Here is a 22660-nt window from a genome sequence, read left to right as displayed (position 1 = left end):
CGTTGTTGTTATCGGTCAACGAAAACAACAGCCGGGCAGGAAATCATGACTAAATCATCCAAGATCAGAAGCGTTGAAACGCTCTCCTGCGACGCCGGTTGGCGTAACTATCACTTCGTCAAGATCATGACCGAAGACGGCATCGTCGGCTGGAGCGAGTACGACGAGGGTTTTGGCGCGCCCGGCGTCACGGCGGCAATCGAACGGCTGTCGGCGCGGGTGGTCGGCAAGGATGCCTTTCAGCATGAGCGGATTTACGCAGAGCTGTTTGCCGCAACGCGGCCGGCCGCCGGCGGCGTGGTGGCGCTGGCGCTTGGCGCCATCGAGAACGCGCTGCTCGACGTCAAGGCAAAGGCGCTCGGCGTGCCCTGCTATGAGCTGCTGGGAGGAAAAATCCGCGACCGCGTCCGGGTCTACTGGTCGCATTGCGCGACCTGGCGCATCAATCATCCGGATTGGTACAAGCCGGCGATATCAGATCTCGACGGCGTCAAGTCGATGGGCCGCGAAGTCCGCGAAAAGCGCTTCACCGCGATGAAGACCAACATCTTCGTCTACACCGACGGCAAGCCGCAGGGCTGGCGGCCTGGCTTCGGTTCGCCATTTGAGCCGGGGATCAACGTCGATCGCACGGTGATCCGCAATCTCTGCATGCACCTCGAAGCTATCAGGGACGGCGCCGGGCCCGATGTCGATCTGCTGCTCGACCTCAACTTCAACGCCAAGACCGAGGGCTATCTGAAGATCCTGCGCGCGATCAAGGATATGGACATGTTCTGGGTCGAGATCGACACCTTCAATCCGCAGGCGCTGGGCTATATCCGCCGCCAGAGCCCGCACCCTATCTCATCCTGCGAGACGCTGCTGGGCCTCCGCGAATTCCTGCCCTACTTCAACGAACAGGCCATGGATGTCGCGATCATCGACACGCCCTGGAACGGGGTGTGGCAATCGATGAAGATTGCGGCCGCCGCCGAGCATTTCGAGGTCAACGTCGCCCCGCATAATTTCTACGGCCATCTCTGCACCATGATGAACGCGCACTTCTGCGCCGCGGTGCCGAATTTGCGGATCATGGAAACCGATATCGACCGGCTGGCGTGGGACCACGAACTGTTCACCCATCTGCCCGAGATCGTCGACGGCCACCTCGTGATCTCGGACCGGCCGGGCTGGGGCACCGAACCCAATGAGGAAGGCCTGCGCGCCCATCCGGCAAAGAGCAAGGGCGGGCTGTTGAGTTACGGGCAGAAGAAGTAGGCGCCGCGTAGGATGGGTAGCGGCAGCCTTAGCTTGTGTCGTCCCGGCCTTGAGCCGGGACCCATAACCACCGGCCTTCATTTTGCGGAAGGCATCGACCATATCGCTTCATCGAGAGATCACGCGGTATGGGTCCCGGCGTTCGCCGGGACGACGGAGGGAAAGTTCAATTATCGCCCGGCTTGCTCGCAAACGCGCTCTCGATCACGTCGCCGATCGGCTGCCAGGCGCTGCCGTCGAATTGCACCAGCCGCATCTGCTTGATGGGGTGAAAATCCGCAGGTCCCGTGTTGATGGCAATGCCCGGCAGAATGATCGGGCTCTGATAATTCTTCAGCGACGCGGCCTGCCGCATGATGTTCTCGCGCGACAGGTCGTCGCCGCACTGGGTCAAGACCTGGACCAGGGTTTCGGCCGCGGCATAGCCGAAGATGGCGTAACTGTCCTCCCTGTCGCCGTCGGGATAATACTTGTCCATGAATGACAGCCACGCCTTGATCGAAGGGTCTTCCGTCCAGGTGGTGTCGCCTGCGTCCTTGAGGAACGAGGTCGAGATCACGCCCGTGGCGTTCGCAAGCCCGGCAGGTCTCAGCGCATTCGCGATCGAAGCCGCCGCATTGACCAGCACCACCACCGGATACCAACCCAGTTCGGCCGCTCTTCGGATGGCACGCGCCGAGATTGGCGGCGCGCAATTGAGCACGAGCACCTCAGCCCCGGAATTCTTGAGAATGTCGACCTGGGCATCGATCGACATATCGGCCTCGATGGCGATATCAGCCACGATCATGCGGGCCGTGACGCCGAGCCCTTCCTGCAATCCCCTGAATAGATCGCGTCCGAACTGATCGTTCTGCCAGAGCACCGCGATCTTGCGATCCGGATAGGATGCCTGAATGTAGTTGGCGTAGATCCGTCCCTCGGCGCGAAACGTCGGCTGCCAGCCCATGGACCAAGGAAATCGCTTGGGATGCGCCCACTCCTCGTCGCCGGACGCGACAAAGAGTTGCGGCACCTTCTTCTCGTTGAGATAGGTCCGCGTCGCCAGATTGCTCGGCGTCCCGAACGAGCCGAACATCAGCAGCACGTTCTCCTGCTCCACCAATTGACTTGTGTGCTCGGCCGCCATCCTTGGATTGGAACTGTCGTCGCGGGAGATGAATTTGATCTTGCGGCCGTTGATGCCGCCGCGGTCGTTGATCATGTCGAAATAGGCGGCTTCGGCTCTGCCGATCGCCGCGAATGCAGCCAGCGGCCCGCTATAGGGCATGATGTTGCCGATGCGGATTTCGGTATCGGTGACGCCGCCGCCATGGGCTTGCCGCGCTGATATCGGCATGCCGGCAAACAGCGCGGCGGCTAACAGGGCCAGGATAGTTCCAGTTGCCTTTATTGTTTTCATCAGCATGGCCTCACGCTAACTCAAGCTTGTGACGCCTAACCCAGCGCTTGCGACCATACTGCCCAGTCCGGCGCTGTTGAAATCAATTTTTGTGTTCAGCGCAGCGTAATATCGAGCCACCCCAGCGCATTGACGCTGACACGGTCGCCGGTATCGACCAGCACCGTGGTGGTTTCCGCCTCAATGATGGCAGGGCCGGTCAGCGAATGCCCGGGCTGCAGCGCATCGAGCGCGTAGACCGGCACTTCGCGCCAGCCGCCAAAGAACGCCTGTCGCTTGCCGCGTGGCACGCAAGCGCTGGCGGATGCTGCCGGCCGCGTGTTCTGATCGTTCGGCGCCACCGCACCGACCGCCGCGACCCGCGCATTGACGAACACGACCTCCTGGCCGGGCGATGCGTAGGTATAGAGTTCCTCGTGCTTGCGATGGAAGCGCTGCTCGATCCGGTCGACGAGATCGGGCGCATTCCAGTCGAGACCGTCCAGCGATACGTCGATCTCGAAAATCTGCTCGCCGTAACGCATTTCAGCGGAGCGTTCGATCGACAGCAGACCGTTGAACCATGAGCGCAGCCGACCGGTAGCCGATTGTTCCAGTTCGGCGAACAGCTCACGCACTTCGCCGGCTGAAATGCGCGCTGCCTTGCCATAATGCGTGCGGCTCATCTCATAGCGCAGATCGCTGGTTAGCATTCCCCATGCCGACAGCACGGAGGCCACCGTCGGCACGATGATGCGCTTGATCTCCAGTTCGCGCGCGACTTCGGCCGCGTGCAGACCCGCCGCGCCGCCGAAACTCAGCAGCGCGAATTTCCTGGGATCGACGCCGCGGCGCAACGTCATCAACCGGATGCCGTCGGCCATGTTCAAATTGATCATGCGGTAAATGCCGGCCGCGGCCTCGACGCGCGAGAGCTCCATGGCTGCGGCGACACGATCGACAGCCGCTTCCGACGCCGCGCGGTCGAGTGGGCGCTGCCCGCCCATGAAAGCCGCCGCATCGAGATAGCCGAGCACGACATTGGCGTCGGTGACAGCAGCCGCCTGCCCGCCATTGCCGTAACAGGCTGGGCCCGGAATCGAGCCGGCGCTTTCCGGACCAACCCGCAGCGTGCGGCTGCCATCGACGCTGGCGATCGAGCCCCCGCCAGCCGCAATGCTCGCAATGTCGAGGCTGCGCAACGCAATGCGCTGACCCGCGAGCAGGCCATCAGCGGAGAGCGAGGCCTGCCCGTCCGAAATGAGAGAGATGTCCGTGCTGGTTCCGCCCATGTCGAACGGCACCAGATCGGGAATGCCGAGCAGCTCAGCACAGCGTCGGCCGCCTGACATCCCGCCCGCCGGCCCTGACAGCACCGTGCCCGCGGCGAGGCGTGAGGCTTCCTCGACCGGCGCCATGCCGCCATGCGACAGGATGACGAACAGGCTGCCCTTGAGGCCGGCCTCCTTCAGCCGCCGTTCGAGATTGGTGAGATAACGCCGCACGATCGGTTCGACATAGGCGTTCACGATCGTGGTCGAGACGCGCTCATATTCCTTGATCTGCGGCAGCACGTCGCTGGAGCGCGACACGCTGACGTCAGGCAGTTCCCTGGCGAGCCGTTCGACCACGGCGAGTTCATGGACCGGGTTGAGATAGGAATGCAGGAAGCAGATCGCGACCGAAGTTGCACCGGATTTCCGGATGCCAGCGATGGCCTCATCAAGCGAGGGCTGGTCCAGTGCAATCAAGACCTCGCCATTCGCCTTGAGCCGCTCGCGAACGCCAAAACGCAGTTCGCGCGGCACCAGGGGCTCCGGCGGCGGCGAGCGCAGATCGTAGCGATCGGGCTTGAGGCCTTCGCGCATTTCGATGACGTCGCGATGGCCCTCGGTGGTCAAGAGCGCGACCTTGGCGCCCTTGCGCTCCAGCAACGCGTTGGTCGCAACCGTGGTTCCGTGCACCAGCCGATCTGTGGCGGCTAGCATCTCCGCACGCGTCGTGTTCAATCGCCGCGCCAGTTCTTCCAGCCCGGTCATGACGCCGATCGACTGGTCGGCCGGCGTGGATGGTGATTTTGCGAATATCGTGCGCCCGGACGCATCCGTGGCCACCAGGTCGGTATAGGTTCCGCCGACGTCAACCCCGATTGTGTACATCGTCAGCCACGTCGCTCCGCGGAAACACTGGTCAATCCCTGCTCGGCATCGCGCCGCCGCGCCTCCGCCGATCGCTTCGACGGTGGCCCCCAGCCACCGCCGCCGGATGAGCGGATCTCGAGGCAATCGCCGGGATGGAGTTCGATGCCGACTTCCTTGGTGCGCAACACGCGCGGCTCGCGGCCTTCGGACAGCAGGCGATAATGATGCGGTTCGCCGTCCTCGCCGCCGAGCATGCCGCAGGGACCATGGCGTGCGCCATCGCCCGCGGTGTTGCCGCGCGACGGCTTTTCGGTTTCCAGCACCAGATCGAGGGCAACGCCGAGACCGCCGCGGAACTGGCCGTCGCCGCCGGAGCCCGGTCGGAATTCATGCTGGCGGAAGTGCAACGGAAAGCGCGCCTCGGCAACCTCGATACTTCCGAACTTCAATCCACCGACGCTGTGCCATTCGCCGATCGACGAGTAACCATCGCCGCCGGACGAAGCACCGCCGCCCGGTCGAGCCTGAAACAAATGCCAGATGAACTGCTTTCCGGTGCGCGGATCCTCGCCCTGAATCGCGATCCGGAATCTGCGGCTCCATCCGGCCATCGCGCGCTGCGGACAGGAGGCGGACATGGCCTTCACGATCGCTTCAACGATCTCGTTGGAGGGATGGCTGGTGCACAACGTCACCGGCCGGCCCGGATCGGCCCAGACGATCGTCCCCTGCTTGGCGATCACCTTTAACGGGCGCAGCGCGCCGGTGTTCTTGGGGATGTCAGCGTCGATCAGATAGGCAAAGGCCATCGCGACCGCGGCTTGCATGTTGGCATGCGAGGAATTCACAAAGCTGGTCGACTGCGGATCGGACTCCGACAGATCAACCTCGACATCGCTGCCCTTCTTGGTAACCTTGGCCGCGATCCTGATATCCGTGCGGCCATGGCCGTCATCGTCGAGAAACGCCTCGCCGCGGAAGACGCCGTCCTTCCAGGTCGAGACCACGGCGCGGGTCTGCTGTTCAGTTGCATCCAGGATCGCTTCGATCGCCGCTTCGACGACCGGCGCGCCGAATTCGCTGAACAGTTTTGCGACGCGACGTTCGCCGAGATGCGCCGCGCCCAGCATCGCAGCAAGGTCGCCGCGAAACTCGCGCGGGTTTCGCACATTCAGCGCCAGCATCTCGAGCAGGTCTTCGCGCGGCCGCCCCGCCTCGGACAGTCTGATCGGCGGAATGCGCAGGCCCTCCTGCCAGATTTCCGTTGCCCCGGGATTGTAGGCGCCATGCGTGGCGCCGCCGATATCGCTTTGGTGGGCGCGCACGATGGTCCAGAGCAACCGCTTGTCGCCGTCGAACACCGGCACGAAGACGGTGAGATCAGGCAGGTGGCTGCCGCCATAATAGGGATCGTTGAGCAGGAAGACGTCGCCCGGCTTGACGTCCTTGAAGCGCTCCTCCACCGCGATCGTCGCCCATGGCAACGCGCCGACATGCACCGGCAGATGATCGGCCTGGGCGATCAGGCGGGCCTGCGTATCGCAAATCCCTAACGAAAAATCGCGGCTGGAATTGAGGATCTGCGAATAGGAGGTGCGAAGCATGGCCTCGCCCATCTCTTTTACGATCGAACTGAGCCGATGCTGGACGACGGACCGTGTGATGGGATCGATCTTGGCGGACATTCTTGCCTTGTTGTTCTTGCTTGCCTTGTTGTTCTTGCTTGCCTTGTTGTTCTTGAACCTAGAGCGAGGCCGACACTTCCGATATCGCGCCCGATACGGCATCGATGATCGCATGAATATCGGCATCCGTCATCGGGGTCGACAATGCCATCAATCCATTGCCCGCCGCCAGCACGCCACGATTGAGCAGCGCCTGATTGAAAACCACCTGACGCCTGGCTTCCGCTTCGGTCGGATAGGCCGAGCGATAGTCGCGCACCGGACGATCGACGAGATGTATCTTCAGCAGCGACCCGAGCCCGACCGTGCGGCCGGGAACATTGTGGCGGCGGAACGCTGCGTCGATCCCTGATCGGACCGCCTCCCCCATCGCATCGAGCCGCGCGAACGCCGCCTCGTCCAGCAGTTCCATCGCGGCGATACCGGCGCGCATCGTCACCGGATTGGCGGAGAACGTGCCGCCATGCGGCAGCGCAGGCTTGCCCGGCCGGGGGTCGAACACCGCCATGAATTCCTTGTGACCGCACACCGCGCCAACCGGAAACCCGCCGCCGATGATTTTTGCGAGCGTGGTCAGATCGGGGTCGATATTGAACAGACCCTGCGCGCCGCGATAGCCGAGCCGGAACGTGATCACTTCATCGAACACCAGCAGCGCGCCGACCTCGCGCGTCACCTTGCGCAGCGCCTCCAGATAGGCCTGATCAGCTGGCGCCAACCCGGCGCGATTGGGCATGGGATCGACAAGGACGCAGGCGAGTTCAGGGCCATGCTCGCGGATCAGGCTGACCGCGGCCTCGGTGTCGTTGAACGGAATGGTCAGGACATCGGCCAGCACATTGTCGGGCGTACCCTTGGCATAGGCGACGGAAACCGGCGCGTTGCGGCCCCAGGCTTCCGGCGTCGGATCGAGGCTGACCTCGGCGTAGTCATAGGAGCCATGATACGCGCCCTCGCACTTTGCAATTTTGGGGCGGCCGGTATGGGCGCGGGCGGCCTTCAACGCCATCATGACAGCTTCAGTACCCGAATTGCAAAAGCGCACCTGGTCGACCGACGGCAATCGCGCAGCGAGCAGTTCGGCAAGGTCGACCTCGGATTCGGTCGGCATCCCGAACGCCGATCCCAGCACAAGTTGCGCGGTCGCGGCCTTGATCAACACCGGGTGTGCATGGCCGTGAATCTGCGAGGTGAAATTGTTGATGCAATCGATGTACTCGTTGCCATCGAGGTCCCACACCCGACATCCCTCGCCGCGCGCGGCGTAGATCGGATACGGTTTCATGAAGACGGTGGTGCGCGTATTGCCACCGGGTAGACTCGCCAGTGCGCGGTTGTACATTTTTTGCGACGAGGAATTTGGATCCGGATACATGCGATCTTCCACCAGTGCTCGAACTCAACCTGATCTAGGTATACAACAAAAATACGATTGTCCCGATGATCAGCGCCGCGGCCATGAACAGCAGCACGGCAGGCAGTCCAAGGAGCGCCGCGACCACGCCGGTTGCCGATTGCATCAGCGCCGCTCCCAGGAAGAACGCCAGATTGACCGCTGACAGCGCCTTACCGGTATTCTGCTCGTCGACGAGTTGCCGCGTCATGCCGAACACCAGTGGCTGGGCCGACATGGCAAAACCGATCAACACCAGCAGGACAATGTCATACTGAGCCGGCATCGCCGCTACGCCGAACAGGTCCGAGACCGGAAAATGAGACGCGCCCGCCGCCATGAAGGCGAGCAGCAGCGCCGCCAGGAAATGCGTGGCCGCGAGCACCTCGCGGCGATGACCAAAGCTTCGGTCGAAAAGACCGATCAGAGCCGGCCCAACGATCAGCGCGATCGTGAACAGGCCAAGCGCGTTGCCTGCCCCGATCCGGCTGAGCCCTTTGACCTCCATCAGCCACGGCCCGCCCCACAATCCCCGCAGCACCAGCACGGCCGCCAGCGAGACCAGCGCAATGGCAATCAAGCCGCGCAGCCGATACGACACGCCGATACGCAAGACGCTAGCCATCTGCGAGAGCGGTGACGAACGGTCGGCATGTGCGGCCGGCTGGTTCGGCACCACGGCGTAGACGGCGAGCGCCACCGCCACGCCGAAGCCGGCCGAGATCCAGAACCCTGCCCGCCATCCCCAGAGTTCGACGACAAAGGCGAGCGGGCTCGACGACAGCAGCATGCCGATATTGCCGATCGACAGGATCAGTCCGGACCACAGGCCGAACCGCGCCGGAGATAATTGCTTTGCGGCCAGCGTCATCGGGCACATCAGCATGCCCGAGTTCGCAACCCCGAGCAGGAATTGTCCGAACAGAAAACTCTCCGGCCCGGTTGCCAGGCCGGACGCCAACGCGCCGACAATCGTTCCAATCAGCAGACTAAGCGAAACCGGCCGCACGCCGAAGCGATCCATCGCGGCGCCGACCGGTATCTGCGATGCCGCGAACGAGAAATGATAGATCGAGGTCAGGCTCGCCAGCGCCTGCGGCGACGTCTTGAAATCGGCGGCCATCACGTCGAGGCTGACGGCCGGGATCGTGCGCAGCAGGGTCGACAGCATGTGACCGCAGGCCAGCGCCAGAAGCGCAAAAATCAGTGCGCGGATGTTGACATCCGCGTCGTCGGCCTTGCCGCCGTCCATGTTCCGTTTCTTCCCGGCCTTGTTGCAGCCGGGGTAACACCAATACGCCGGGAATACCAAATGGTATTCCCGGCGACGCGATCAGTGCTTGTGGAACACCAGCGTCCGCAACTCGATGCTTTCGCGCGGCGCTGCGTCTTTCGGCGTCGTCGGATCGATGAAGGCGGTGTGCGGTCCGAACCGCGTACGCCCGTCGGTCGCCGAATCGTAGCACTTCAGCAGCAGCGCTTCGTCCGCGGTCATCTCCGGAATGTAGTACCAGCGATGGTCCGCGTTGTACTTCACCGAATAGGTTTCGCCCTGCCGGTTCGGATAGATCAGGTCGGAGGCGACGAGATCGCCGGGCGCCACGGTCTGGCCATCGAGCATCGCGAGCGGCGCATCGCGCAGCGGTCCGCAAATCGGCCGCCACAGATTGATCACCTGGACCCGGCCCTTCAGCAGTTCGTCCGCTTCGTCAGGCAGATGCTCACGAACGCGATTGGCGCCTGATAGATCGGTCTGGTCGACATGGACCCGCGTGGCCGGCTGGCGCGGGCCGGCGCCCCGCACATCGGCCGCACCGTCGACGCGCTTGCGAACGGTATGGTCGAATATCACGACGCGATCGGCTTTCAGCGTAGCGCGGAGAAAAGCTTCGGCGGCGGGATAGTAGACGTTCCGCACCTCCTTATCGTCGTAGAAATTCCGGACGCTGGTCGGGTGGCGGACCAGGGCAAAACCCTCGCGGTCCAGCGAAAGACTGCCCGAGATCAGGCGGGCGTCGAAGATCGGAACTTGATGGGGTTCGGGCAGCGCCGTCGATCTGGGCTCGCCCGGCGGCGGATCGAAGGCGTAGGTGCGCGGCTTTCCGGGGGTGGGCGCGAGGTAGTTGAGCTCGCCGGTGACGAAGGGGAGCGACTCGAGTTTTGCTTGTTGCAGGCCCATGGCATTCTCCTGGACTCTATTGTTGGTTCGATTTGATTTTGGCTGGCTGGCCCTCCCCCACAAGACCGCATTGGAAATAGCAAAATTGCCGTTCCCGCAGGTGCGATGCGGGAAAGATCCTTGTCGCGCGCACCGGTTCTCCCGGATGGATATTTCTGCACTTCACGGGTTCGTTAGCCCGCAAAACGCACGCCTTGCCATGTCCGGGTTGATCTACTCTCCCCGCCCGTCCAGCGTTACAGCACTGAACGGCCGCAGAATCGCCGCACCCAGGGAGGAGAAAATGAACGTCACCATGAAGGGCCGCGTTGCGGCCGTCACCGGCGGCAGCAAGGGCATCGGGCTTGCCGTCGCGCGGCGCTTTGCCGAGTCAGGCGCCAAGGTCGCGATCCTGGCGCGCGGCGCACAGGACTTGCAGGCCGCGCGCGAGGCACTCGCCAAGGAAGGCGTCGAGGTCCGCGACTATGTCTGCGACGTCTCGAAGGCGGCGGATATCGCCAAGGCGCATGAGTCGATCGCCGCCGATCTCGGCCCGGTCGACGTCCTCGTCAACAATGCCGGCACCTCGCGCGCGATGGCGTTCGAGACCGTGACCGACGAAATGTGGCAGGACGACCTTGACCTGAAACTGTTCGCCGCGATCCGTTTCAGCCGGCTGGTCTGGCCGGGCATGAAGGCGCGCAAATGGGGCCGCATCATCAACGTGCTGAACATCGGAGCCAAGGCGCCGGCTGCCGCGTCAACCCCGACCTCGGTCTCCCGGGCAGCCGGCATGGCGCTGACCAAGGCCATGGCGAACGAAGGCGGCCCGCACAACGTCCTGGTCAATGCGATGCTGGTCGGGCTGATCGTGAGCGATCAATGGGTCAAGCGGCACGCCGAGAAGGCGCCGGATACGGATTTCGACGATTTTACCCGCGACCTCGCCAAGGGCGTCCCGCTCGGGCGGATGGGCACGGCGGAGGAATTCGCCAACCTCGCCTGCTTCCTCGCCTCGCAGCATGGCTCTTACATCACCGGGACAGCCATCAATGTCGATGGCGGCCGGTCGCCGGTGGTCTAGCGGCACCCCGGCTCTGATGGGCTCAGAACCGGAACCCGCTTTATCCTTCGCGTTTCGCTTGCGCGAACCGGTGACCACTTCGCTCGAAAGCGCCATGGCCCCGGGCAAAAAAGGCCTCCGTCGCCGGAGGCCTTTTCGCTATCACACCGCGTCTTTGGCGGCCTTGACCGGGCGGGCGCGGACGATCTTGCGCGCCGGCTTGGCCTTGAACATCATTTCTTCGCCCGTGAAGGGGTTGGTGCCCTTGCGAGCCTTGGTCGCGGGCTTCTTGACCACGACGAACTTGGCGAAGCCGGGGACGAGGAACACCCCGTTCTTCTTCAGCTCCTTGTGACCAACGTCAACGAGCGCGTCCATCACGCCCTTGACTTCCTTCTTCGAAACTTCGGTGGACGTCGCGATCTTCTCGATCAGCTGCGACTTAGACATTTGGGTAGCCATGGTTGCTCCATTTGATTCTGGAAGAGGCACGATATGGCGGAAATTGCCTAAAAAAACAGGCTTTTCGACATTCTGCACAACTATATCGCTATTTGACTTGCACTGATTCGCGGGAAATAGGCTAGTTTTTAAGGCTTTGGCGGTGCATTAAACCAGCTGAATGCGGCGAAATGCCTTGCCAGACAGCCTTTTTCGACGATCTCCGACCACTCCCCGCGCCTGATCGCGCCATGGCGAGCGATGGTTTTGATGCCGAATAAAACGGCGGCGATCGCAACGCTGATGCGCATGTCCGGATTTCCGGAAGGATTTTCCGAACCGGGCGGCGATTAGAAAATGACTCCAGTTCCGATGCGGGCCTTCGCGCAGGCCCCCCCGAAGAAGGGCGGCGTGCTCAACGTTCATACCGCGCCGAACAGCGCCAGCTCAATCCAAGCCTTCATGCGTCCACCGGCGTGTACATCATCAGCGGCAAGATTCAGGAAATTCTGGTTGACCTCGACGCCAACGGCAAACCCGTCGGCGCACTCGCCGAGAGTTCGCGCTCCGTAGAGAATCTGTGTGGCGATATCACTGCGGACGGCGCGAGGCGAGCAGACGCTCCGCCCATGGCAGCAACTCGAATCGATTACCCTTCGTCAGTTCCTGTGCGTCGCGCCGCCGGTAGAACAGCAGCATCCAGGGTGCGATCTTGCGCAGCAATCCGTGCGCCACGAACGGCACAGGTTCGGTGAACGGCAACGCCAGTTCGGTTTCCGGCACGCCGCGTACCGCCTTTGACAATTCGTTGCCAAGCGGGATCGTCAGCGCGACCGCGCGGCCGTTGCAGCCGGTCCAGCCATAAGCGTTGGGCCCGAGTTTGTGGATGCGCGGTAAGAAGTCCGCCGTCATCCCCACATAGCCGTTCCAGACATAATCGAACGAGACCTCGCCGATCTGTGGCCACAGCCGCTGCAAGCGCTCCGTCACGATAGCCTTGATCCGTTCGACCTTGTTGCCGGGGCCGAGCACCGCACCGCCGGTGACCAGTCGATTGCGCGCGTCGTAACGCGCAAAATACAGTTCGCCATGGGTATCGGACAGCGCCTGGCGGCCGGGCATGATGGTCTTGCGCACGTTGTCGGACAGCGGCTGCGTCGACATCTGCCAGGACAGCACCGGCATGACCTCGTGCGCCATGTCAGGCACCAGCGATTTCGAGAATTCTCCGCTATAGGCGTTGCTTGCCACCACCAGCGCACGGCCGCTGATCGCGCCCTTTTCGGTCTTCACCACCCAGCGATCGCCGCGACGCTCGAAACTGATTGCCGGCGAACGGGCGTAGATGCGTGCGCCGAGCCCGAGCACGGTGTGCGCCAATCCGCGTGCTAGTGCCAGCGGATTGATGTGGCCGCCGGTCTTGTTCCAGAAGCCGCCGTACCACGCGTCCGAACCCGTCATGTCGCGCGCCTGCTCGCGCGACAGCAGTTCAACCGGCGCGCCGAACTTCGACCATTGCCGCACACGCCTTTCCGCGATCTTGATGCGGCCAGGCGAATGTACCGGCTGCACCCATCCGGTCTGCTCCTGCTCGGCCTCGATCTTGTAACGCCGCGCCACCTCGAACAGCGTCGACGCGCTGTCGCGCAGCATGCCGACGAAGCGCTCGCCGACCACCCCGTGTTTGGCAATGATGTCTTCCGGATCGGGCCGCGACAGCGTCGGAATGACCTGGCCGTTGTTACGACCCGACGCGCCCCACCCAGGCTCCGCGGCTTCCACGATCGCGACATCGACGCCGGCCTCGCGTAGATGCAGCGCCGTCGATAGTCCGGTGAAGCCCGCGCCGATCACGATCACATCGGCCTGCTGCGTCCCGATCAATTCCGGAAGCTCAGGCCCTGATGGCGTCACCGCGGCCCACAGCGAAGGCGGCCAGCGGACTTCAGCGCTATTCATCATGATCCTTTCTTGCGGGCGGCAGATCGAATGGTTAGCTTAGTACGCATCATCAGCCCGGGGAAATAGCAGAGTGGCACTCGAGAACGTCGTCGGAATAGATCACGCCGTGGTCATGGTGAAGGACCTCGACAAATCAGCTGAAAATTACAGGCGGCTCGGCTTTACTGTGTCGCCGCGCGGCACCCACAGCGCGCATATGGGATCGGGCAATTACACCATCATGTTCGACCCTGACTATATGGAATTGCTCGGCGTCCTGACGCCGACAGAACATAATGCTCCGGCGCGCGCGTTTCTGGAAAAGCGCGGCGAGGGCATCGAGCGCATCGCTTTTACCGCGGTGGATTCCGCCGACGGCGCCGAAGAGATCCGCGCGCGCGGCTATCCGCCGGTTGGCCCCACCGATTTCGAACGGCCGGTGACGATGCCCGATGGCACCGTCTCTGCAGCAAAATTCCGGACCTTCCAGTGGCCGACCGCGGAAGCGCCGGGCGGCGTGCGTATCTTCGCCTGCCAGCACAAGACCCGCGAGACGGTATGGATTCCCGAACTGATGAAGCACGCCAATGGCGCCAAGCGCCTGCGGCAGGTGCTGATCGTTTCGCCGGAGCCCGCCAACGACGCCGCGCATATGTCGCGCATGATCGATCGCGACGTGAGGAGCGAGCAGGACGGCGCCATCGCCGTGCCCTCGGGCTCCGATCGCGCCGACTTCGTGTTCCTGACCAGGGATCAACTGAGCAAGCGCTATCCCGAGGTATCGCTGACCGGTCTGCCCGAGCGTGGCGGCGCGGGATTGGTGATTGAGGCCGACGTCGCTGCAGCCGAGAAGGCGCTCGGTGGCACTGGTGTTCACAGCGGTGGCGGCGTCATCGTGCCACCGGCAGCCGGCAACGGCACCCTGCTCGCCTTCGTCGAGGCGTAGCCGACCGCGCTTGTCGCTGTATCGAGGGACAGCCGGATCATGGCGAAGGGCAAGATCGAACCGGACGGCGACACGGCAACGACCCGCCGTGGTCGTCCCCGTTCCGCCGAGACGACCAACGCCATTCTGCAGAGCGCCTACACCCTGATGGCCACCACGGGCCTTGCCGCCACCAGCATCGATGCGGTGGCGCGGGATTCGAACGTCTCGAAGATGACCATCTACAAATGGTGGCCGTCGCGCGAGGCGCTGCTGATCGATGCGTTCCTGGACCATGCTTCGTTGATGCTGCCGCTGCCGAGCACCGGCACGCCGGCAGACCGCCTGAGAAGCCACGCGGCCGCCTATGCGAAGGCGCTGCAGGGTGAGTTCGGCAAGGTGCAGCTCGCCGTGATCTCCGAATGCATTTCGAACACCGGTTCCGCGGAGATTTTCTACGAGCGCTATCTCCGGTATCGAAGGACAGCGCTGGTCGAACTGATTGCGGCCGGCCAGCAGGACGGCAGCGTTGGCGCCGCCGGGACGCCCGAAGACCTCTATGACGCGATCTACGGCAGCCTGTTCTATCGCTACATCTTCGGCATCAAGCCGATCTCGCCGGCGCAAGCGCGTAACCTCGTCGACACGCTGCTGATGATCAAGGTTCGGTGACGGCTCCCTTACGTCGCTCGCGTCGGAACCAGTTCCACGTTTCCCGCGTCACCGCGAGATAACCTCGGCCCCGATACACGATCTGTCCATCAACGATACCGTTCAGCTTCGGCAGCGCATGAAACGGAATCGAAGGATAGGCATGGTGCTCGACATGGTAGGGCATATTCCAGGCAAACCACTTCGTGAATATGCCGGTATAGGTCGTACGGGTGTTCTGGAAAGCGCTGCGCGTCCGATCGCAGCCGGTATGTTCGGCATAGAGATAAGGACGCAGGAATAGCTGCCCTACCACCAGCGGCGCGACCCATACCCAGAGCAGGATCGTGGTCTGCAATGCGAGTGAGGCGAGCACCAGCACCGCATAGCCGAGCAAATAGAGGCGCGCCTCCCTCACCACGATGTGGCGCTTGGCTTCCGGTATCCAGGGGGCGGAGGCGTTGCCCGTCACGCCATGGCGAAGCATCAGACCTAGCCGGAAGCCGACCTGCCGAAGACCGCTATAGGCGATTGCAAGCTGCGTATCGGAGGTAGGCATCGGGCCGACCAGCAGTTCCGGATCCCTCGCCGGATCCTGCGTGTAGCGATGGTGGTCCCAGTGGAACAGGCAATAATATTCGTAAGGCAGTCCGATCGCGAACGAAGACAGATGGCCGAACACGAGATTGAGTGCGCGACTCCGGAACGCCGTCTTGTGCGCGGTCTCGTGCACGACCATGAACAGGAAGGCGACGAAGTACCCCTGCGCAACGATCAGCGGTATCGCCCAGAGCAGGCCATGGATCGAGGCGACCTGCCAGATCAGCGTGCCGAAAACGACGATAGCGCCGTAGTGACTGACCGCGCGGATGATGCCCGGAAGGTTCGATCGCACCGATAGCTTGCGGAGATCAGCCGAACTTAAGAGCTTCTCTCCTGTTGCGGTAATCGCTGTGCTCATGGTCGCACTGCCTCCAAGATGATTTTCAACGCTGCAGAAGGGCCGATATCTCGGCGTTGATGAATGCGCGATCCGCGGGATAGTTGATCGGATTTCCGGCGCGGTGACCGTGGATCGACGGAATCGGATGAAGCTCTGCCGACTTCGCATTGACGAGCTTGCCGATCTCGGCCTCGTTGTCGCGCACGTCGAAGTAACGGTCGGTCTGCCCCGGCATCAGCAGCACATGCGCCCTGATCGCCGTGAGCGCGCGGGTAATGTCGCCGCCAAATTCCGGGCACTGGCTGATGTCGCCACGCTGCCAGATGCCGATCTGCGCCAGCAGATCGTTGGCGTCGCGCCGTGCGAAGGCACCATCCCACGAGCCTGCCAGATAGTCTTCCAGCGATTTGAATCCTGCCTCGCGCCAGACCTCATCCCGGTAGAAGGCGTGCGACATCGCCCATCCCGCATAGATGCGACCCATGGCGCGAAGGCCGGCGGAAGGTTTGGCGATGAAGCGGCCATCCCGGAAATTCGGGTCCGTGGTCAGCGCCGCCTTCACGCCCTCCAGGAATACGTGGTTGTAGGGCGAGCACCGCGCGCTGCCGCAGACGATGGCGGCGCGCTCCACCATGTCAGGATGGCAGGCCGCCCAGTGATAGGCCTGCATGCCGCCCATCGACCAGCCATAGACCAGCGCGATCTTCGCTATGCCGAATTGCTCCACCAGCAGGCGGCGCTGCACCGCGACCGCGTCGTGATAGCTGATCGCCGGAAACGGTGTGATGTCGGAATTCGACGGCGAGGAAGACAGGCCGTTGCCGAACAGATTCGGAATGATGATGAAGTAGCGCTCGGGATCGAGAATGCCGCCGGGCTGGATCAGCCACTCGGTGTCGAAGTGCTGCGCGCTGAACGATGTCGGATAGACAATCACATTGTCCTTCCGCGCATTCAGGCTGCCATAGGTCTTGTAGGCGAGACGCATGGAAGGGAACATGACGCCCGACTGAAGCGGAACGTCGCCCGCCTCGAAGACCTGATAGTCGCCGCTCGTCGTCATTCGCCCGGCTCCGACATTAACTGTACTGTTTGTACACTATATTAGTTCGATTGCAAGCGCGATCAACCAATGGCATCGCCTGCGCACCGCCATAATACCGCACGAAGGGGGCTAGGCAGGCCACGCACGGACGTTACTATCGCCGCAAAACAAGCCGACCCAGGGAGAGAAAAATAATGAAGAATCATCTGATCTCGCGCCGTTCCGTTCTGGTCGGCACCGCCGCCGCAGGGGCGCTGAGCCTGACCGGCTTCCCGGCCCGCGCGGCCGAACCGCAGTGGAAGAAGTACGCCGGCACCAAGCTTGAGGTGATCCTCGCCAAGGGTCCGCGCGGCGACAATTTTCAAAAGAACATCAAGGAATTTACTGAACTCACCGGCATCCAGGTCGAATCGGAGCAGATCCCCGAACAGCAACAGCGCCAGAAGGCCGTAATCGAACTCGCTTCGGGCAAGCCGAGCTTCGACGTGGTTCATCTGAGCTACCACGTGCAGAAGCGCCAGTTCGAGAAGGCCGGCTGGCTCGCCGACATCTCCGGCTACATGAAAGACCCGAACCTCACCGCGCCCGACCTCGTCGAAAGCGATTTTTCGGCCGGCGGCCTGCAATACGCCAAGAACGACAAGGGGCAGATGCACTCCCTGCCGTGGTCGGTCGACTATTTCATCCTCTATTACAACAAGGAGCTGTTCCAGAAGAAGGGCGTCGCGGTGCCGAAGACCTTCGACGAGATGGTCGCGGCGGCCGAAAAGCTCACCGACGCCAAGGAAGGCACCTTCGGCTTCGTCGGGCGCGGCCTGCGCAACGCCAACATGACGCTGTGGACCAACTTCTTCCTCAACGCTGGCGGCGAATTCCTCGATGCCAAGGGCGGCATCCTGACCGACGGCCCGGAGGCGATCGAAGCCACCAAGCTGTATCAGACGCTGCTGACCAAGGTCGCGCCTCCCGGCGTCGCCGGCTTCAACTGGATGGAGTCGATGGCCTCGTTCACGCAAGGCCGTTCGGCGATGTGGATCGACGGCGTCGGCTGGGCCCCCCCGCTGGAAGACCCGGCCGCCTCGCGCGTCGTCGGCAAGGTCGGCTACACCGTCGTGCCCAAGGGATCCAAGGGACAATATTCGGCAACCTATGGCGACGGCATCGGCATCGCGGCCGCCAGCAAGAACAAGGAAGCCGCCTATCTGCTCTGCCAATGGGCGGTCTCGAAGAAGCAAGGCGCGCGGCTGCTGCAGGCCGGCGGCGGCGTGCCGTTCCGCAACTCCGTGCTCAACGACCCGGAGATCCAGGCCGGCGTCAAGATGCCGAAGGAATGGCTGCAATCGGTGATCGATTCCGCCAAGATCAGCAAGCTCGGCCTGCCCGTGATCATTCCGGTCGCCGAATTCCGAGATCTCGTCGGTGCAGCCCTCACCTCCACCCTTGCGGGCGCTGATCCGGCAACGGAGCTGAAGAAGGCTCATGAGCAGTTCCGCCCGATCCTGGAGCGCAGCGAAAAAGCGTGAAGGCCATAGCAGAAGTCACTCCGGCCGCGGCTGATGCCGCGCCGGAGCAGGAATGGCGGCCGCCGTCCTACTGGCCGTTCGTGGTGCCGGCGCTGGTCGTCGTGCTCGCCGTAATCGTGTTCCCATGGGTGTTCACGATCTGGATGAGCCTCAACGAGTGGAAGGTCGGCTCGCCGACCACCTTTGTCGGCTTCGCCAATTATCTTCGAATGCCGAACGATCCACGCTTCGTCGAAGCGGTCGGACACACCCTGCTTTACACCGCCTTGTCGGTGCTGCTGCCGCTGATCCTCGGCACCTTTGCCGCCGTGGTGTTTCACGCCAAATTTCCCGGCCGCGGTTTTCTGCGCGGGGTCTTCATCATGCCGATGATGGCGACGCCGGTGGCGATCGCGCTGGTCTGGACCATGATGTTCCACCCGCAGCTCGGCATTTTGAATTACCTGCTGTCGCTGGTCGGCCTGCCGCCGCAATTGTGGGTGTTCCATCCCGGCACCGTGATCCCCTCGCTGGTGCTGGTCGAGACCTGGCAATGGACCCCCTTGGTGATGCTGATCGTGCTCGGCGGCCTCGCCGCGATCCCGACCGAGCCCTATGAGAGTGCGCAGATCGACGGCGCCAGCGTCTGGCAGGTGTTCCGCTACATCACGCTGCCGCTGATCACGCCGTTCCTGTTCATCGCCGGCATGATCCGCATGATCGATGCCGTCAAGAGCTTCGACATCATCTTCGCCATCACGCAAGGCGGGCCCGGCTCGGCGTCCGAGACCATCAACCTCTATCTCTACAGCGTCGCCTTCATCTATTACGACCTCGGCTATGGTTCGGCGATCGCGGTGATCTTCTTCCTCTTGATCGTCGCCATGGCGGCGCTGATGCTGCATCTGCGCCAGCGCATGATGTGGACCGAGATCGGGAGCGGCGCATGAATCTGCGTCAGATCCTCGGCAAGATCGCGCTGTGGTTTGCGGTCTTCGTGGTCGTGTCACCCGCGATCCTGTTCTTTCTCTGGATGGCCTCGCTGTCGGTCAAGTTCGAGGTCGACAACGCGGCCTACCCGCCGGTGTTTTTCCCCGAGCGATTTGCCTGGAAGAATTATGCCGACGTGCTCGCCTCCAACCGCTTCCTGACCTACTTCATCAACAGCCTCGTGGTGACCGGCACCGCGACCGGCCTTGCCATGCTGGTCGGTGTCCCCGCCGGCTACGGCATCGCGCGGATGGCGGCGCATAAATCCGCGATCGTGATCCTGATCGCCCGCATCACGCCGGGATTGTCGTATCTCATCCCGCTGTTCCTGCTGTTCCAGTGGCTCGGATTGCTCGGCACGCTGGTGCCGCAGATCATCATCCACCTCGTGGTGACGGTGCCGATCGTGATCTGGATCATGATCGGCTATTTCGAGACCACGCCGCTGGAGCTCGAGGAAGCCGCCCTGATCGACGGCGCCACCCGCTGGCAGGTGTTCCTTCACGTGGCGCTGCCGATCGCGCGTCCGGGACTTGCGGTGGCCTTCATTCTCGCGGTGATCTTCTCCTGGAACAATTTCGTGTTCGGCATCGTGCTGGCGGGACGGGAGACGCGCACCTTGCCCGTCGCCGTCTACAACATGATTTCGTTCGACCAGCTGAGCTGGGGACCGCTTGCGGCAGCCGCGCTCATCGTGACCTTCCCCGTTCTGTTGCTGACGGTGCTCGCGCAGCGGCAGATCGTGGCCGGACTGACCGCAGGCGCCGTCAAGGGCGGTTAGCCGCAAGCTCCGGTGCAAGCGCCTCCAGTACCGCGGCTGAGTCCGTGACCCAGCCGAAAATGCCGCCCTGGGCCTTGATCATCTTCAGGCCCATCTCGTGGAATTCGGGGAAGTAGGAGGCGCAGCCGTCGGCCAGCACCACGCAGCGATAACCGCGGTCGTTGGCCTCGCGCACGGTCGTGTTGACGCAGACTTCGGTGGTGACGCCGCACACCAGCAAATTCTCGATGCCATATTTCTCCAGGATGTCGCCAAGCTCGGTGGCGTAGAACGCGCCCTTGCCCGGCTTGTCGATCACGATCTCGGAGTCGAGCGGATAGAGTTCGGAAATGATGTCGTGGCCGGCCTCGCCGCGAATGAGAATGCGCCCCATCGGTCCGGGATCGCCGATCCGCAAGGAGGGCGCGCCGCGTTCGACCTTGGCCGGCGGCGCGTCGGACAGGTCGGGCAGATGTCCCTCGCGGGTGTGGATGACCAGCATGCCGGTTTCGCGCGCCGCTGACAGCACCGAAGCGATCGGCTTCACCGCGCGCGCCAGCTGCGACACGTCATTGCCCAGCGTCTCGCCGAAGCCGCCGGGTTCCATGAAGTCGCGCTGCATGTCGATGATGAGGAGCGCGGTGGCCGCCCACTCAAGCGCGATCGGCTCCGGCTCGGCGGCGACCTTGCCGATGGATGGCCTCTTTGAGTTCGTCATGATGCAAGCGCCCGACCGAGAGTAATTTTCGAAGAGATTAAGCAAGGCGCATGCCATTGTACAATTCTTGCGCAAGCCGGGAATGAGTTGGCACGCTTGTTGCAAAATATCGCGGTATCGCAACGTCGAAACGCTGGCGGTCTGGCGCAGCGCCACAAATTCGGGAGGAACACATGAACGGACTCGGAGGCCTCAACAAATCGCCGGAGGGCGTCGTGATCGGGCTGGTTCAGCTGCAATTGCCTGTTGTCGTGACCAAGGCGGACCTCGCGCGGCAGACCGAGCGCATCGTCACCATGGTCGGCAAGGCGCGGCGCAATCTCGGCACCATGGATCTCGTCGTATTTCCGGAATATTCGCTGCATGGCCTGTCGATGGACACCAACCCGGAGATCATGTGCCGGCTCGACGGCCCTGAGGTCGCCGCCTTCAAGCAGGCCTGCATCGACCACAAGATCTGGGGCTGCTTCTCCATCATGGAGTTCAACCCGAACGGCAATCCCTACAATTCCGGCCTGATCATCGATAACAACGGCGAGATCAAGCTCTATTACCGGAAATTCCATCCGTGGATTCCGGTCGAGCCGTGGGAGCCCGGCGATATCGGCATTCCCGTGATCGAGGGACCGAAAGGCGCCAAGCTCGCGCTGATCATCTGCCATGACGGCATGTTCCCGGAGATGGCGCGCGAATGCGCCTACAAGGGCGCCGAGATCATGATCCGCACGGCCGGCTACACCGCGCCGATCCGCGAAAGCTGGCGTTTTACAAATCAAGCGAACGCGTTCCAGAATTTGATGGTGACCGCGAATGTCTGCATGTGCGGCTCCGACGGCTCGTTCGATTCCATGGGCGAAGGCATGATCGTGAATTTCGATGGTAGCATCATCGCCCACGGCACCACCGGCCGCGCCGACGAAATCATCACCGCCGAAGTCCGCCCTGACCTGGTGCGTGAGGCGCGGATCCACTGGGGCGTCGAGAACAACATCTACCAGCTCTGGCACCGCGGCTACGTCGCGGTGAAAGGCGGCGCGATGGATTGCCCGTATACGTTCATGCAGGACATGGTGGCGGGCACGTTCCGGCTGCCGTGGGAGGATCAGGTCAAGGTGACGGACGGAACGTCGTGCGGTTTTCCGGCGCCGACACGGATGTTCGGGAAAACGGCGAAGGCGGCGGAGTAGCGCGTCGCGCCAATCTTTCCGGTTGTCATCCCCGCGCATGCGGGGATCCAGTACGCCGCGGCCTCTCGGTTCTGGCATTGGCGTCTCTGGGATACTGGGTCCCCGCCTTCGCGGGGACGACAATTGTGGGTGTGACACACACTTCGACATTCTCGCGACGCATTGCGCCCGAGGTTTGCCAGAAACTTCCCGCCCTAAATACAGAGGGCGCAGGGAAGACCGGGTGCGCGCTGCACCCGCGGTCTCGTGTGCGGTTAGCACTGAAAAAGTTGCACACGAGCATACAGGGCAGCGGAGAACACCCGGCCTTCCCTGCGCAATGGCTTTACGGCTTATGCCGTGCTCTCCCCGGAGACGAGTTCTTAGTTGACTCCGTCGCTGCCGTTTCGGCTCTCGCCTACCCGACAGCTTGACGCCAGCAACGGGCGCCAGGACCACACGGTTTTGCCGTACGCTTATCCACGCCGTCGTCGAGG

The 22660-nt window shown here is 62.8% G+C and carries 20 protein-coding genes and 1 pseudogene; 9 read left to right on the top strand and 12 right to left on the bottom strand.

Going from position 1 to position 22660, the window contains the following annotated elements; translation table 11 throughout:
• Window positions 1–45 precede the first annotated feature (45 nt).
• Window positions 46–1260: a mandelate racemase/muconate lactonizing enzyme family protein gene (locus JQ609_RS25090; protein ID WP_212275474.1), complete on the top strand. Its 1215-nt coding sequence runs from the start codon at window positions 46–48 to the stop codon at window positions 1258–1260.
• A gap of 166 nt (window positions 1261–1426) precedes the next feature.
• Here JQ609_RS25090 and JQ609_RS25085 read toward each other — a convergent pair whose 3' ends face one another.
• From JQ609_RS25085 to JQ609_RS25060, 6 genes are all read right to left on the bottom strand, one after another.
• Window positions 1427–2662: an ABC transporter substrate-binding protein gene (locus JQ609_RS25085; protein ID WP_212275473.1), complete on the bottom strand. Its 1236-nt coding sequence runs from the start codon at window positions 2660–2662 to the stop codon at window positions 1427–1429.
• Window positions 2663–2757: 95 nt separating this feature from the next.
• Window positions 2758–4800 (bottom strand): hydantoinase/oxoprolinase family protein, encoded by a 2043-nt coding sequence (locus tag JQ609_RS25080; protein ID WP_212275471.1) that lies wholly within the window; start codon window positions 4798–4800, stop codon window positions 2758–2760.
• Window positions 4801–4802: 2 nt separating this feature from the next.
• A complete protein-coding gene (locus tag JQ609_RS25075) occupies window positions 4803–6467 on the bottom strand; it encodes a hydantoinase B/oxoprolinase family protein (RefSeq protein WP_212275469.1) in 1665 nt (554 codons plus the stop codon).
• 58 nt (window positions 6468–6525) lie between these two features.
• A complete protein-coding gene (locus JQ609_RS25070; RefSeq protein WP_212275467.1) occupies window positions 6526–7842 on the bottom strand; it encodes an aspartate aminotransferase family protein in 1317 nt (438 codons plus the stop codon).
• A 34-nt stretch (window positions 7843–7876) separates the two neighbouring features.
• On the bottom strand, window positions 7877–9112 hold the full coding sequence (locus JQ609_RS25065; RefSeq protein WP_212275465.1) for an MFS transporter: 1236 nt from the start codon (window positions 9110–9112) through the stop codon (window positions 7877–7879).
• An 81-nt stretch (window positions 9113–9193) separates the two neighbouring features.
• Window positions 9194–10039 (bottom strand): CmcJ/NvfI family oxidoreductase, encoded by an 846-nt coding sequence (locus JQ609_RS25060; protein WP_212275463.1) that lies wholly within the window; start codon window positions 10037–10039, stop codon window positions 9194–9196.
• Window positions 10040–10322: 283 nt separating this feature from the next.
• Here JQ609_RS25060 and JQ609_RS25055 point away from each other — a divergent pair, with 283 nt between their 5' ends.
• Entirely contained in the window at window positions 10323–11102 is a 780-nt protein-coding gene (locus JQ609_RS25055; RefSeq protein ID WP_212275461.1) for an SDR family oxidoreductase, read from the top strand.
• Window positions 11103–11243: 141 nt separating this feature from the next.
• Here the strand turns inward: JQ609_RS25055 and JQ609_RS25050 are convergent, their stop codons facing one another.
• Both JQ609_RS25050 and JQ609_RS25045 read right to left on the bottom strand, forming a co-directional pair.
• Window positions 11244–11543, bottom strand: coding sequence for an HU family DNA-binding protein (locus tag JQ609_RS25050; RefSeq protein WP_192734913.1), 300 nt, complete (start codon window positions 11541–11543; stop codon window positions 11244–11246).
• Between the two features lie 128 nt (window positions 11544–11671).
• Window positions 11672–11833, bottom strand: a complete 162-nt coding sequence (locus JQ609_RS25045) for a hypothetical protein (RefSeq protein ID WP_212275459.1) — start codon at window positions 11831–11833, stop codon at window positions 11672–11674.
• 58 nt (window positions 11834–11891) lie between these two features.
• On the opposite strand from JQ609_RS25045, the pseudogene JQ609_RS35240 reads away from it, so the two are divergent.
• Window positions 11892–12082 (top strand): annotated as a pseudogene (locus JQ609_RS35240) (ABC transporter substrate-binding protein); the annotation flags it as partial.
• A gap of 31 nt (window positions 12083–12113) precedes the next feature.
• On the opposite strand, the gene JQ609_RS25040 reads toward JQ609_RS35240, so the two are convergent.
• The gene (locus JQ609_RS25040; protein WP_212275542.1) at window positions 12114–13481 is read right to left on the bottom strand and encodes an FAD-binding oxidoreductase; all 1368 of its coding nucleotides are present in this window, start codon (window positions 13479–13481) and stop codon (window positions 12114–12116) included.
• 73 nt (window positions 13482–13554) lie between these two features.
• Here JQ609_RS25040 and JQ609_RS25035 point away from each other — a divergent pair, with 73 nt between their 5' ends.
• Both JQ609_RS25035 and JQ609_RS25030 read left to right on the top strand, forming a co-directional pair.
• Entirely contained in the window at window positions 13555–14409 is an 855-nt protein-coding gene (locus tag JQ609_RS25035; protein WP_212275457.1) for a VOC family protein, read from the top strand.
• Between the two features lie 39 nt (window positions 14410–14448).
• On the top strand, window positions 14449–15060 hold the full coding sequence (locus tag JQ609_RS25030; protein ID WP_212275455.1) for a TetR/AcrR family transcriptional regulator: 612 nt from the start codon (window positions 14449–14451) through the stop codon (window positions 15058–15060).
• Here the strand turns inward: JQ609_RS25030 and JQ609_RS25025 are convergent.
• The gene (locus tag JQ609_RS25025; RefSeq protein WP_212275454.1) at window positions 15047–16000 is read right to left on the bottom strand and encodes a fatty acid desaturase; all 954 of its coding nucleotides are present in this window, start codon (window positions 15998–16000) and stop codon (window positions 15047–15049) included. The genes JQ609_RS25030 and JQ609_RS25025 overlap by 14 nt on opposite strands.
• A gap of 25 nt (window positions 16001–16025) precedes the next feature.
• Window positions 16026–17045: an alpha/beta fold hydrolase gene (locus JQ609_RS25020; RefSeq protein ID WP_212275452.1), complete on the bottom strand. Its 1020-nt coding sequence runs from the start codon at window positions 17043–17045 to the stop codon at window positions 16026–16028.
• A 176-nt stretch (window positions 17046–17221) separates the two neighbouring features.
• On the opposite strand from JQ609_RS25020, the gene JQ609_RS25015 reads away from it, so the two are divergent.
• From JQ609_RS25015 to JQ609_RS25005, 3 genes are read left to right on the top strand one after another with little or no spacing between them, the layout of a single operon-like run.
• Entirely contained in the window at window positions 17222–18550 is a 1329-nt protein-coding gene (locus JQ609_RS25015) for a sugar ABC transporter substrate-binding protein (RefSeq protein ID WP_212275450.1), read from the top strand.
• A 5-nt stretch (window positions 18551–18555) separates the two neighbouring features.
• Window positions 18556–19479, top strand: coding sequence for a carbohydrate ABC transporter permease (locus tag JQ609_RS25010; protein WP_409410526.1), 924 nt, complete (start codon window positions 18556–18558; stop codon window positions 19477–19479).
• Window positions 19476–20300: a carbohydrate ABC transporter permease gene (locus JQ609_RS25005; RefSeq protein WP_212275446.1), complete on the top strand. Its 825-nt coding sequence runs from the start codon at window positions 19476–19478 to the stop codon at window positions 20298–20300. The genes JQ609_RS25010 and JQ609_RS25005 overlap by 4 nt, the downstream gene beginning before the upstream one ends.
• On the opposite strand, the gene JQ609_RS25000 is transcribed toward JQ609_RS25005, so the two are convergent.
• Window positions 20287–20997: a cysteine hydrolase family protein gene (locus tag JQ609_RS25000; protein ID WP_212275444.1), complete on the bottom strand. Its 711-nt coding sequence runs from the start codon at window positions 20995–20997 to the stop codon at window positions 20287–20289. The two genes, JQ609_RS25005 and JQ609_RS25000, sit on opposite strands and share 14 nt — an antisense overlap.
• Before the next feature lie 173 nt (window positions 20998–21170).
• Here JQ609_RS25000 and JQ609_RS24995 point away from each other — a divergent pair, with 173 nt between their 5' ends.
• Window positions 21171–22184, top strand: coding sequence for a formamidase (locus JQ609_RS24995; RefSeq protein WP_212208552.1), 1014 nt, complete (start codon window positions 21171–21173; stop codon window positions 22182–22184).
• The last annotated feature ends 476 nt before the right edge of the window (window positions 22185–22660 follow it).

This window comes from Bradyrhizobium sp. AUGA SZCCT0169, from assembly GCF_018130085.1.
Lineage (GTDB): Bacteria > Pseudomonadota > Alphaproteobacteria > Rhizobiales > Xanthobacteraceae > Bradyrhizobium.
This window is presented reverse-complemented; position numbering and strand designations above follow the sequence as displayed.

Coding starts and splice junctions, on each gene's coding strand:
- JQ609_RS25045 (WP_212275459.1), bottom strand. CDS start 11,833: ATGCGCATCAGCGTTGCGATCGCCGCCGTTTTATTCGGCATCAAAACC.
- JQ609_RS25005 (WP_212275446.1), top strand. CDS start 19,476: ATGAATCTGCGTCAGATCCTCGGCAAGATCGCGCTGTGGTTTGCGGTC.
- JQ609_RS25025 (WP_212275454.1), bottom strand. CDS start 16,000: ATGAGCACAGCGATTACCGCAACAGGAGAGAAGCTCTTAAGTTCGGCT.
- JQ609_RS25060 (WP_212275463.1), bottom strand. CDS start 10,039: ATGGGCCTGCAACAAGCAAAACTCGAGTCGCTCCCCTTCGTCACCGGC.
- JQ609_RS25065 (WP_212275465.1), bottom strand. CDS start 9,112: ATGGACGGCGGCAAGGCCGACGACGCGGATGTCAACATCCGCGCACTG.
- JQ609_RS25020 (WP_212275452.1), bottom strand. CDS start 17,045: ATGACGACGAGCGGCGACTATCAGGTCTTCGAGGCGGGCGACGTTCCG.
- JQ609_RS25000 (WP_212275444.1), bottom strand. CDS start 20,997: ATGACGAACTCAAAGAGGCCATCCATCGGCAAGGTCGCCGCCGAGCCG.
- JQ609_RS25070 (WP_212275467.1), bottom strand. CDS start 7,842: ATGTATCCGGATCCAAATTCCTCGTCGCAAAAAATGTACAACCGCGCA.
- JQ609_RS25030 (WP_212275455.1), top strand. CDS start 14,449: ATGGCGAAGGGCAAGATCGAACCGGACGGCGACACGGCAACGACCCGC.
- JQ609_RS25040 (WP_212275542.1), bottom strand. CDS start 13,481: ATGAATAGCGCTGAAGTCCGCTGGCCGCCTTCGCTGTGGGCCGCGGTG.
- JQ609_RS25090 (WP_212275474.1), top strand. CDS start 46: ATGACTAAATCATCCAAGATCAGAAGCGTTGAAACGCTCTCCTGCGAC.
- JQ609_RS25055 (WP_212275461.1), top strand. CDS start 10,323: ATGAACGTCACCATGAAGGGCCGCGTTGCGGCCGTCACCGGCGGCAGC.
- JQ609_RS25050 (WP_192734913.1), bottom strand. CDS start 11,543: ATGGCTACCCAAATGTCTAAGTCGCAGCTGATCGAGAAGATCGCGACG.
- JQ609_RS25085 (WP_212275473.1), bottom strand. CDS start 2,662: ATGAAAACAATAAAGGCAACTGGAACTATCCTGGCCCTGTTAGCCGCC.
- JQ609_RS24995 (WP_212208552.1), top strand. CDS start 21,171: ATGAACGGACTCGGAGGCCTCAACAAATCGCCGGAGGGCGTCGTGATC.
- JQ609_RS25015 (WP_212275450.1), top strand. CDS start 17,222: ATGAAGAATCATCTGATCTCGCGCCGTTCCGTTCTGGTCGGCACCGCC.
- JQ609_RS25080 (WP_212275471.1), bottom strand. CDS start 4,800: ATGTACACAATCGGGGTTGACGTCGGCGGAACCTATACCGACCTGGTG.
- JQ609_RS25075 (WP_212275469.1), bottom strand. CDS start 6,467: ATGTCCGCCAAGATCGATCCCATCACACGGTCCGTCGTCCAGCATCGG.